Origin of the sequence: Alteromonas halophila, from assembly GCF_014651815.1 — a bacterium.
Taxonomy (GTDB): Bacteria; Pseudomonadota; Gammaproteobacteria; order Enterobacterales; family Alteromonadaceae; genus Alteromonas; species Alteromonas halophila.
This window is the reverse complement of record NZ_BMXP01000003.1, coordinates 448,739-460,539: the sequence shown is the minus strand read 5'-3', so window position 1 is coordinate 460,539 and position 11,801 is coordinate 448,739. Positions and strand designations below refer to the sequence as shown.

At 53.5% G+C, this 11,801-nt stretch carries 8 protein-coding genes; all 8 read left to right on the top strand.

The genetic code is table 11. The annotated features are described in order from the left end of the window. Window positions 1-52 precede the first annotated feature (52 nt). Entirely contained in the window at window positions 53-955 is a 903-nt protein-coding gene (locus tag IE054_RS09200; RefSeq protein ID WP_189405588.1) for a glucosamine kinase nucleotide-binding domain-containing protein, read from the top strand. Window position 956: 1 nt separating this feature from the next. Beyond that, on the top strand, window positions 957-1,922 hold the full coding sequence (locus IE054_RS09195) for a glycosylasparaginase (RefSeq protein ID WP_189405587.1): 966 nt from the start codon (window positions 957-959) through the stop codon (window positions 1,920-1,922). Further along, the gene (locus tag IE054_RS09190; protein ID WP_189405585.1) at window positions 1,922-3,622 is read left to right on the top strand and encodes an endo-beta-N-acetylglucosaminidase; all 1,701 of its coding nucleotides are present in this window, start codon (window positions 1,922-1,924) and stop codon (window positions 3,620-3,622) included. Before IE054_RS09195 ends, IE054_RS09190 begins: the two co-directional genes overlap by 1 nt. Then, entirely contained in the window at window positions 3,622-4,353 is a 732-nt protein-coding gene (locus tag IE054_RS09185) for a copper homeostasis protein CutC (protein WP_189405583.1), read from the top strand. The genes IE054_RS09190 and IE054_RS09185 overlap by 1 nt, the downstream gene beginning before the upstream one ends. A 21-nt stretch (window positions 4,354-4,374) precedes the next feature. Then, window positions 4,375-6,903, top strand: coding sequence for a beta-mannosidase (locus IE054_RS09180; RefSeq protein WP_189405581.1), 2,529 nt, complete (start codon window positions 4,375-4,377; stop codon window positions 6,901-6,903). A gap of 2 nt (window positions 6,904-6,905) precedes the next feature. Further along, window positions 6,906-8,696: a sodium:solute symporter family protein gene (locus tag IE054_RS09175; protein WP_189405579.1), complete on the top strand. Its 1,791-nt coding sequence runs from the start codon at window positions 6,906-6,908 to the stop codon at window positions 8,694-8,696. A 1-nt stretch (window position 8,697) separates the two neighbouring features. Beyond that, window positions 8,698-10,905 (top strand): GH92 family glycosyl hydrolase, encoded by a 2,208-nt coding sequence (locus IE054_RS09170; protein ID WP_229805051.1) that lies wholly within the window; start codon window positions 8,698-8,700, stop codon window positions 10,903-10,905. Window positions 10,906-11,205: 300 nt separating this feature from the next. After that, a complete protein-coding gene (locus tag IE054_RS09165) occupies window positions 11,206-11,757 on the top strand; it encodes a YkvA family protein (RefSeq protein ID WP_189405575.1) in 552 nt (183 codons plus the stop codon). The last annotated feature ends 44 nt before the right edge of the window (window positions 11,758-11,801 follow it).

Here is an 11,801-nt window from a genome sequence, read left to right as displayed (position 1 = left end):
CTGCTGCGTTCAGAGTCTCCCGCTTTTTTAATACGATTCCCGGAGTCATACCTTGTCAGAAACACGCCAACAGGTGCAGTACATAGCTGGTATCGATGGCGGGGGAACCCGCTGCCGCGCCCTGATCAAAGATAATCAGGGAACAATCCTGGGACGGGGAGTAAGCACAGGCGCCAACCCGGTACACGGGGTGACGAAATCTACCAGTGCGATCATGCAGGCCATCCAGATGGCCATGGAACACGCCGGGCTGGAAGAACGCGATTACGCACGTCTTGTCGTCGGTGCGGGCATTGCTGGTCTTCATCTGCCGTCGATGCAGAATGCCCTGGAAAACTGGACGCACCCGTTTCATGACTGTTACTTCACCTCCGATCTGCACGTCGCCTTACAGGGAGCGTTTGGCAACCAGCATGGTGGTCTGATTATCCTTGGTACGGGATTCAGCGCGGCGGTACAGACTGCATCTGGCGTTCAGACAGTGGGGGGGTATGGCTTCCCGTTTAATGCCACGGGCAGTGGCTCATGGCTGGGATTAAAAGCCATTGAAGCTGCGTTGTCAGGCGCAGAGGGCATAGGCAGAGAGACGGATCTGACCCGACATATTCTGCAGCATCAGTCGCCAGTGGAACTGGCGCAGCAACTACAGAATGCACCGCCCCACGTGTTTGGGCAGTATGCGCCGCTGGTCAGTGAACTGGCTCAGGAGGGTGATGCGGTGGCGCTTGCCATCATGCACGAGGCATCGCAGTTTCTGGCACGCGTCATTGCCCGCCTTCAGGCTATGGGCGCGCCAGCGGTTACGCTGGTGGGGGGTGTCAGCGAAATGCTCAGCCAGTGGCTGCCAGCGCCAGTCCGTGACCGGTTATGTGTTCCGCTGACGACGCCCGAAGATGGAGCGTGCGCCTTTGCGCTACAGCAGTTTGCGGCACGTCAAAACACGCAGGAGATGTAGGATGAGTACACGCAGACAGTTTCTTAAGCAAGGCGTCACGGTGGGTACCGGCGCGATGCTGTTAAGCCAGAATGTCAGCGCTTCAGCTGTCAGAAAGCCAGTTGTTGTCTCGACCTGGAAACATGGTCAGCCGGCGAATCATGCTGCATGGCAAGTACTGAAAAAGAAGGGGCGCGCCATCGATGCGGTTGAGACGGGTGTGCGCATACCCGAGGGCGACCCGGCTGTACGCACCGTTGGCTATGGCGGTTATCCGGATGCCAGCGGCGAGGTGACGCTGGATGCCTGCATCATGGATGAGAACATGAATTGCGGCTCGGTGGCGTGTCTTAAGCAGATCAGGCACCCTATCTCGGTTGCACGGCTGGTGATGGATAAATCGCCGCATGTCATGCTGGTTGGTGAGGGTGCCCAGGAATTTGCACTGCAACACGGCTTCACACTGGAAAACCTGCTGACGCCAGAGGCGCACGCCGACTGGCAACAATGGCGAAAAAAACGCGACGTACAGCATATTAATATAGAAAATCACGACACCATTGGCATGCTGGCGCTGGACTCCCACGGCAACTTGTCCGGCGCCTGTACGACCAGTGGTGCTGCTTATAAGCTTCCGGGAAGAGTCGGTGACTCTCCGCTTATCGGCGCCGGTCTCTACGTGGATAACGAGGTCGGCGCGGCGACTGCCACGGGAATGGGGGAACTGATGATAAAAACGGTCGGTTGCCACCTGGTGGTTGAACTCATGCGTCATGGCGCAAGCCCACAACAGGCTTGTCAGCAAGCTGTAGAGCGAATTGCTACCAGACTGGGTGACTATGCAGCCTATCAGGTGGGGTTTCTGGCGTTAAATCGTCGCGGAGACCATGGCGCCTACTGTATTCAGCCCGGCTTTAATTTTGCTGTCAGGCATGCCAGCCAGGACGAGGTATTAGATGCTGCCAGCTTACTTAAGGAGAAACGCTGATGCGAGTTGTCTTTATATTAATGCTGTTTAGTTACGCTGTTCAGGCTGCGGTTACGCCAGACAAGCCCCCGTTTGCGCTTACCATTGAGCAGGCAAGAGACTGGCAACCTGACTCTGCTTTAGCCAGCGAACAAAACCGTTCAGCTGAGCCGCTGGCTGCGCGACGCTTTGCGCCAGTACCAGACACCAATGCCCGCAAGATGACGCCCGCGCGTGTTTTGTTCGCGCCAGATGGCATGAATAATTTTGCCAACTACCTAGAACCGCAGTCTGCGTTCAATCTTTACAATTTTACGCAATGGTCACAAATTGATGTGCTGAACTGGTTTGCCGGTACCGCTGATCTGAATATACAAATCCCTGCGCGCCCCTGGGTCGATATAGCCCATAAAAATGGCGTAAAAGTGATTGGTTCGGTGTTTCTGGGCATCGCGAAATGGGGGGGCAGTGCTGATACTGCCGAAAAATTGCTGGAACAGGACGCGGAAGGGAATTTTATTATCGCTGACCAGCTTATTGCGATCGCCCGCTATTACGGTTTCGATGGCTGGCTTATCAACCAGGAAACTGACCTCACAGCGGTAAAAGACAGCAACAACGAACTCATCGAAGGCGCGCAGGACGCGGAGCGTGGGCGCCAGCTAGCGGCAAAAATGAAGGCGTTTGTGCGTTACCTGACGCATCATGCTCCCGCGGGCATGGAGATCCACTGGTATGACGCTATGGTTGAAAGTGGCGAAGTGCGTTGGCAGAACATGCTGAACGATACCAATGCGATGTTTCTAAAGGAAGATGGCCGCGTCAGTGACGCCATGTTCATCAACTACTGGTGGGACCGGGAGATGGTGCTGGCGAGTCGCGATAAGGCGGTTGCCCTTGGCCGCTCACCCTATGATGTATTTATGGGGGCTGACTTATGGCCGCACCGTAATGCACAGCGCGCATTCAGCGAAACCAGCTGGCTAACGGCGCTGGAGCAACATGAGCAGCCTGTTACCTCACTGGCACTGTTTGCGCCTAACTTTAACTACAACTTTTCGGGCAATGCGCACACCGCCGCAATGGGCAATTTCATCAGCAATCCGGACAATGTAAATGCGTTTTATGCAGCCCAGCACCGGTTATTTTCCGGTGATAATAAAAATCTGGCCACGCGCGACACAGAAGGCTTTGTTGGGGTAGGGGCCATCTATCCGGCTAAGTCAGCAATCAGGCTGCCGCTGAAAACAAGCTTCAATACCGGTCATGGCAAGGCCTGGTTTGAGGCGGGAAGTAAAGTGGACGGAGAATGGACTGACATGGGCAGACAAGACGCCCTACCCACGTGGCAATTTGCCATACAGGGGCAGCATCAGCTGGATGTGCGCTTTGACTTTACCAAGGCGTTTAATGGCGGCAGTTCACTGCTGGTGAGTGGTGATGCAGAGCAGGCGCGGATCCCCCTGTTTGCGCTTAGCGGTCAGCTGCAGCCAGACGCGAATGTGACGATTACTTACCAGTCCAGTGCGCCGGTCACGGTGTACCTGGCTCGTGATGACGGTACTGAGCAGCAAATTGTTTTGCCGGTCAGTGAAGCCTGGTCGCAGTACAGTGCGCCTGTGATGCTTAAACCCGGACAGACATTCACGCACGCCGGCCTGCAAGCCAGCGATGTCAGCGAGCTCTCATTGCGGCTGGGTGAGTGGGAGATCGGCAGCTAATGCTGGAAATATGTGTCGCCGCGGACAGCCCTCATCTGACGCATAACCTTTTGGCTGCAAAACATGGTGGAGCACACCGTGTAGAGCTGTGCCGCGCCATGGACAAAGACGGGCTCACACCAACTGCAGACAGCATAAAATGTGCGCGGCGTGTGCTGGGCAAGGAGGTTTTGCTACTGGTGATGATCCGAAATCATGCTGACCACTTTCATGTCAGTGCACAGCAGCGTACACAAATGCTTAAGCAGATCGATACTGCCGCAGAGTGTGGTGCAGACGGGGTAGTGGCGGCTGCCCTTGGTGAGAACGGGACGATCGACGTAGATTGCACACACCATCTCACTGCACGGGCGCATCATCATGGCCTGAGCCTGACGTTTCACCGCGCCTTTGACGCAGTCAGCAATGCATCTATCGCAGCCCGGCAACTGGCGGAACTGGGCGTTGCGAGGATCTTATCCGCAGGGCAGACATGGGGTTCCACTGGCCCGGAAGACGCGCGCTTACAGCGACTAACGCAGCTGGCAGACACATTTCCCAAGCATCTTGAACTGGTTGTAGGTGGTGGCGTGTCAGCCGATACGCTACCGGTTTTTTCAGCACTGGCCCACTGTTACCCCCGGTTATCATTCCACAGTTTCTCTGCGGTGCTGAAAAATGGCCAGGTATGCACCGACAAGGTCCGCACCTTAAGCCAGTACATTCATTCATTTTCTCAACGCGCAGATTGACGCGCCGGACGATACTTATTTATGGCATTACATTACAACCCGGAAATCCGACTTTCACAGCCACTCAACGGCGCCTGGCAGTTCAGGCAGGCAAGCCAGACATCCTGGCTTCCGGCCACGGTGCCTGGCTGCAATTTCACTGACCTGGAAGCCAACGGTGTTATTGACGATCCTTTCTATCGGGACAATGAAAGCCGTGTGCAGTGGGTTGAACGTGAAGACTGGATCTACCGGCGTACTTTTTCACTCAACCCTGAACTGGCTGAGTATGATGACATTCAGCTGGTTGCTGACGGTCTCGATACCTACTGTGACATTTTACTCAATGGCACCCGTATAGGCACGGGCGAAAACATGTTTATTGGTCAGCGCATCAGTTGCAAACCCTGGCTTGTGGAGGGTGAAAATACCCTGGAAATCTATTTCCATTCACCGATCACGCAGACACGGCCACGCTTTGAACAGGCCGGGTTTGCCTACCCAGCGGAAAACGATAAGTCTGAGGACAAACTCAGTGTGTACAACCGTAAAGCACCTTGTCACTTTGGCTGGGACTGGGGGCCACGGTTCGTAACCAGCGGGATTTTTCGCGATATATATCTGCAGGGTGTACACAACATCAGGATACAGGACGTTGCTGTTCGTCAGTGCGCTTTATCAGACGAGCGTGCCCGCTTAAGACTTGATATTGCTATCGCAGGAAAAGTCGGCGAGAGCGTAGCTGTCAGCGTTGAATGTGCGCAGACCGACGTACAGATCCCGGCAGAGACCGTCACACTGACTTCAGAGGAGCAGACACATGCTCTGTTCCTCGATATCCCTAATCCCAGACGCTGGTGGCCAAACGGGCTGGGTGAAGCGTTTCTGTATCATTTCTCTGTCAGCCTGTCGCAGCAGGGGCACACGCTGGATACCTGCAGTCAGTCTGCTGGTCTGAGAACCGTAGAAGTAGTGAGTGAACCGGACAGTTTCGGCCAGGCGTTCTACCTTAAAGTGAACGGCCATGATGTGTTTATGAAAGGCGCGAATTATATTCCCGCTGACAGCTTTGTGCACCGTGTTACCCCGGCGCGGCAGGAGGCGCTTATCCACTCGGCCGCCAGTGCCAATATGAATATGTTACGGGTCTGGGGCGGCGGTCTCTATCAGGATGATCATTTCTACGACCTGGCCGATCAGTATGGCATGCTCATCTGGCAGGACTTTATGTTTGCCTGCTCTTTGTACCCGGGCGACGATGCATTTCTTACCAATGTGATGAATGAAGCTGACGCGGTGATCCGTCGTTTGCGTAATCACCCCTGTATCGCCTTGTGGTGTGGCAATAATGAAGTGGATATGGCCATTAAACACTGGCAGTGGCCGGAAAAGTTTGACTACAGTGAGGCCTTGTATCAGCGGCTGAAAGCAGATTACATGACACTGTTTGACGACATTTTGCCCGGTAAAGTAGAAGAGCACGACAGTGGTCGCTTTTACCTGCGCTCTTCGCCAATTGGATTCTGGGAAGATGATGAAGATCACATAGGCAATCATCATTACTGGGGGGTATGGCACGGGGAAGAGCCCTTCAGCGAGTACCAGCGACGGGTTCCGCGGTTTATGAGTGAATATGGGTTTCAGAGCTTTCCAATGCCAGCCAGCTTTGACCGTTTTACGTTGCCGCAGGATCAGCACCTGGACTCTGAGGTGCTGGCGGTGCACCAAAAACATCCGCGCGGCAACCGTCTGATTAGTCAGTATATGCAGGGTACGTATCCGCAGCCACAGTCTTTCGCTGATTTGGTTTACCTAAGCCAGGTTCAGCAGGCGCTGGGGCTGAAGCTTGCCTTTGACGCGCACCGTGAAGCCCGGCCATTTTGTATGGGCACCCTCTACTGGCAGCTCAACGACACCTGGCCTGCCGCGTCCTGGGCGGGGATTGATTACTATGGTAAGTGGAAAGCACTGCATTATCAGGCCAGACGAAGCTTTGCCCCCCTGCACCTGATTTTATCGCAGGATGAGGAGACGGTCAGTGTAACGGTCACCAATGACACGCTGCGCAGCTGTGTGCTCACCTGCACATACCGTCTGTGTACACTCAGTGGCGATACCCTTCACGGTGACGAGGCGGTGCTGACGCTTGAGCCAAACGCATTGCAGTGCTGGCAGCATATTGACTGCAGCGAAGCTCTGCGCACCGTCGACAAGACTGAACTGGCGCTGGTGGCACAGATGTTCGACAGTGAAGGCGAGCTTGTCGATGAAACGGTCCACTATTTTGCCAGCCCGGTTGAACAGCCGCTGGCACCCCATCAGTTAGACATGCAGACTGACATCGTTGACAACGAACTCATTGTTACGCTGCACTCAACAGTCTGGTTGCGTCAGGTTTATCTTGAGGTAAACGCAGAGAATCTGAATTTTGACGACAACTTCTTTGATCTCAGGCCCGCGCAGACTAAGGTCGTGCGTCTTGCCCTGACAGAGGCGGAGTGCCGCAACCCGGCACCGGTTATTGCCTCACTCAGGAGCACCTCTGTTAATGCCTGTCAGTTGGAGCCGTAGTTGTGAATCTCAGTAGTCTGGATATTGGCGTCATTGTGATCTATTTGCTGGGTACGCTGGCCCTTGGGCTATATATCTCGCGCCTGGCCGGTCGCAATATGGGCACTTATTTTCTGGCGGGTAACCGCATTCCGTGGTGGGCGCTGGGTGTATCAAATGCCTCCGGTATGTTTGATATTGCCGGTACCATGTGGCTGGTTTCGATGTGTTTTGTTTACGGGCTGAAAAGTGCCTGGCTACCGTGGGTCTGGCCCATCTTCAATCAGATATTTCTGATGATTTACTTATCGGTATGGTTGCGTCGTTCAGGCGTGATGACAGGCGCACAATGGCTGCAAACCCGGTTCGGCAATGGTGACGGTGCGCGTCTGTGTCAGTTCGTAGTGATTGCCTTCGCGCTGGTCAGTGCGGTTGGCTTTATCGCTTATGCATTCAAGGGAATTGGCAAGTTTGCGGCTATCTTTTTCCCCTGGGACATCGCGCCTGATGTCTATGCACTTATTATATTTGTCGTGACCACGCTGTACGTCATTAAAGGCGGCATGTACTCGGTGGTGTTTACCGAAATACTGCAGTTTGTATTAATGACGGTGGCTGCCGTGGCGGTAGGTATTATCGCAATGTCAGAAGTCAGCCCGCAGCAACTTGCAGCAGCAACGCCCGAAGGCTGGGATGAGGTGATGTTCAGCTGGCGCCTCGATCTTAACTGGCAGGGGGTTATCGACAGTGTGAACGACAAAATTGCCAATGACAGCATGGAACTGTTTGGCCTGATGATTATGCTGATGCTGTTTAAAGGTGTACTTACCAGTATGGCCGGCCCGGTCCCAAGCTATGATATGCAGCGGATACTGGCCACTCGCAGCGCCAAAGACGCCGCCAAAATGAGCGGTATGGTTTCGCTGGTGATGTTCTTTCCGCGCTACATGATGGTCGCCGGTCTGACAATTCTGGCCCTGGTGTATATGGGACCGGAAATTCAGGCGCAGGGCGCCTTCGATTTTGAGCAAATTCTGCCTTACGCAATTAATCAGTTCGTACCGGTCGGGCTGACCGGCCTGCTGATTGCCGGGTTACTGGCTGCATTCATGTCAACGCTGGCTGCGTCAGTGAACGCCGCGCCGGTCTACTTTGTTAATGACATCTATAAACGCTATTTCCGCCCCGATGAATCTGACCGGACGTATGTCAAAGTCAGCTATCTGGTATCGGCATTACTGGTCTTGTGCGGTGTTACTGTTGGGGTATTTCTGGAGTCTATTAACAGCATTATGCAGTGGATTTTCGGCGCGCTGTTTGGCGGTTATGCCGCGGCTAATCTGCTTAAATGGCACTGGTGGCGATTTAATTCCTATGGCTATTTCTGGGGGATGATTGCGGGGCTGGTTGTCTCGCTGGCAATACCGCTCATTGCGCCTGAAACACATCCGCTTTATGCCTTTCCCTGGTTGCTGCTGGTCAGTGTGATCGCCTGCATAGTGGCATCTCTGGTGACCCCGCAGGATGACATGCAAACCCTGACACAATTTTATCGTACGGTCCGGCCCTGGGGGGTATGGGGACCGGTGCGGGATGCGCTTCTCAAAGAGGAGCCGAATACACAGCTGGCCATCACGCCCTATCGCGATCTGACAAATGTGGCCGTGGGCATCATCTGGCAACTGTCCCTGGTCATTATGCCGATTTATCTGGTCATACAGCAGTGGCGGGAATTTGCGCTGGCTACGGTGGTGATGGTGCTGACTTCCTGGTTTTTGAAAGTTAACTGGTTAAACAAACTGAACGATGAATAATATGAAAAGAGCTCTTACCTGCGCGGCTGTTATGTGCCTGTCTCTTGCGGCCTGCGCATCCGACAACGTAACAACTGCAGAACCTGCGCAGACGCAGGATGTACTGCGCTATGTTGACCCAATGATAGGCACTGGCGGGCACGGCCACACCTTCCCCGGTGCTGTTGTCCCGTTTGGCATGGTCCAGCTCAGCCCTGATAATCCGTCTAAAGGCTGGGACTGGACGTCGGGTTACCACTATTCAGATGATACCCTGCTGGGGTTCAGTCATACCCACCTTTCCGGTACCGGTGTCGGTGATATGCTGGATATTCTGGTCATGCCATTCCGGGGTGACTACGACACGCGCGAGCGGGATGATAAAAACCGAATCTCGACGCACTATTCTCACGACGATGAAGACGCCCGTGCTGGGTATTACCGCCTTGACCTTCCTGCAGAACAGGTGCGTGCTGAGCTGACTGCCACCACCCGAGCCGGTGTGCATCGTTATACCTTTAACGGTGAGGACGATGCGAAGCTGCTGTTCGATTTGGGTTACGCGCAAAACTACGACGAACCTGTTATGACGTTTTTTCGCATCGACGATGCTTATACGCTAAGTGGTTACCGGGTGTCGACCGGGTGGGCGAAACTTCAGCCCATGTACTTTACGGCGCGTTTTAGTCAGCCATTTGCGCATACCCTTTACAAAGGTAAAGACGCGGTAAGTGGCGATACGCTAACAGCGAAAGACAGCAAAGTGGTGCTTAACTTTGGTGATATTGACAACACCCCCTTACAGGTCAATGTGGGTCTGTCCTACACCAGTATTGCCAATGCCCGCGCAAATCTTGACGATGAAGTGGGATCGCACAGCTTCAGTGATGTCCGGCAACAGGCACAACAAGCCTGGCAGACCCAGCTTGGTAAGTTCGCAGTAAGTGATAATAACGAAACAGCCAAGACCAAATTTTTTACAGCGCTTTACCACGCGTTCATTGCGCCGCAACACGTGAGTGACAGTAATGGTGACTTTTTCGGTGCTGACGGTGCAGTGCATTCGGGTAAGGATTACCAGCGCTACTCTTTATTTTCGCTGTGGGATACATTTCGTGCCCTCCATCCGCTACTCACCGTTACTAACCCAGAACAGGTCGACGATATGGTTGATTCGATGATGGGGTTCCATGAAGAAACCGGGCTGCTGCCAACCTGGGATCTGATGTCTAACGAAACGGATGTCATGATTGGTTACCACGCCGTCCCGGTCATTGTGGATGCATACCTGAAAGGCCTTACCGACGTGAGTGGCGAGGCATTGCTCAATGCGTCACTGGACTCGGCGCAGCAGCCACGGTTTGGTATAGACCTGTTTAGTGAATACGGTTATGTCCCGTCTGATCTGGAAGTAGAGGCAGTATCTAAAACCCTGGAGTACGCGTTTGATGATGCGGCCATAGCGCAGCTGGCTGGGAAAATAGGAAACCAGAAGGTGGCCGAACGGTTTGAACAGCGTGCACAAAGCTATAAAAGGTTGTTTGATTCCGGGACCGGATTTATGCGTGGCAAAACGGCCAGCGGTGACTGGGTGAGTCCCTTTAATCCTACCTTTGTTGAGCACCGCAAGACAGACTATACCGAGGCCAATGCCTGGCAATACACGTTCTTTGTACCTCATGACGTCGAAGGCCTGATTGCGTTGTTCGGCGACACAGCAACATTTACTGATAAACTCAATACCCTGTTCACTACCAGCTCTGAGATGCAGGGGGATGTGTCACCAGATATTTCCGGGTTAATTGGTCAGTATGCGCACGGCAATGAGCCAGTGCATCATGTCGCTTATCTGTATGCGTATACGGATGAACGCTGGCAGGGCGAAGATCGCATTAAAACAATTCGCGAAACCATGTACCGGGCGCAGCCGGATGGGTTGGCGGGTAACGACGATGTGGGACAGATGTCGGCCTGGTATGTGTTCAGCGCACTAGGCTTTTATCCGCTCAATCCGGTTGGTGGCGAATTCGTACTGGGGACGCCTCAGTTTGAGGAAGTTGCGATTAACGTGGGTGAAAATAAAACGCTTACTGTTAAAGCAACACCGGACACGCAGGGCTACGTGCAGCGCGTGACCTTGAATGGTCGTGAACTGGACAAAACCGTGTCGTATGACGCGATTATGAAGGGCGGAACCCTGGTGTTTGAAATGGGCAGTAACAAGCGGTGAGGCGGTAGGGGAAAGACAACTCTTTCCCCTGCGTTTTTTCAATACTGGTGTCGTTATAGTTGCTTTTGGTAGCGTTGGCCAGTACTGCAAAAATCATTCAGTGAACAGTGTGGTCAATACAGTTATCTCAGCAAATTTTCACAGCCAGCACCAGGCAGAGGTGTCATGTGCGTGCTATGGCGCAGTCCCGCAAAAGGCGCCATGCCGGTTTTGGCGTAACAGCTCGTTACACGCAAATGATTGACACCCATCGTTAGCTTGGCTACTTTTTAACTTCCCAGGGACTACAACGAAAAAATCATGTCTATATCAATTACCTTTGAGCTATCCGATGAGGATCTCGATCATTTTCGCGACGCCATGAAAGCGGCGGCGGATAATGCCAGTAAGTATTCTGACGAAGAAATTTTAGATAAGGCTGCCCAGGCGTGTAAGGAAATCGAAGAAGCAAACGTACCTGCATTTGTCTCTGAACGTCTGACCTCGCTGGAAATGCTGATGGCCGCTGTACAGGATGAAGAATGGCAGCTTCCGGATGATGAGAAAAAGAATATTCTGACGTCACTGGCGTATTTTGTGGACCCTCAGGATATGGTGCCGGACCATATTCCGGGTCTGGGGTATCTGGATGACGCCATTATGATTGAGCTGGTCATTCAGGAATTATCGCTGGACTTGAACGCCTATGGTGAGTTCTGCAGCTACCGGGCTACCGAAGAGCGCCGCCGGGGCGCTGACGCCAAAGTTGATCGGGAAAGCTGGCTTGAGGGCAAGCGTAGCCAGATCCGCTCTAATCTGCGTCGTAAGCGTCAGTCAGGGTCGAGAAAAAGAGTTTTCGGGCGCATTATGTAAGTGCACCACACCGAAATAAGCGCCTTTACGGCGCTTTTTTGTTA

What these genes read in the sequence shown, in the direction of transcription:
- IE054_RS09195 (WP_189405587.1), top strand. Translation starts at nt 957, where the DNA reads ATGAGTACACGCAGACAGTTTCTTAAGCAAGGCGTCACGGTGGGTACC.
- IE054_RS09190 (WP_189405585.1), top strand. Translation starts at nt 1,922, where the DNA reads ATGCGAGTTGTCTTTATATTAATGCTGTTTAGTTACGCTGTTCAGGCT.
- IE054_RS09185 (WP_189405583.1), top strand. Translation starts at nt 3,622, where the DNA reads ATGCTGGAAATATGTGTCGCCGCGGACAGCCCTCATCTGACGCATAAC.
- IE054_RS09180 (WP_189405581.1), top strand. Translation starts at nt 4,375, where the DNA reads ATGGCATTACATTACAACCCGGAAATCCGACTTTCACAGCCACTCAAC.
- IE054_RS09170 (WP_229805051.1), top strand. Translation starts at nt 8,698, where the DNA reads ATGAAAAGAGCTCTTACCTGCGCGGCTGTTATGTGCCTGTCTCTTGCG.
- IE054_RS09165 (WP_189405575.1), top strand. Translation starts at nt 11,206, where the DNA reads ATGTCTATATCAATTACCTTTGAGCTATCCGATGAGGATCTCGATCAT.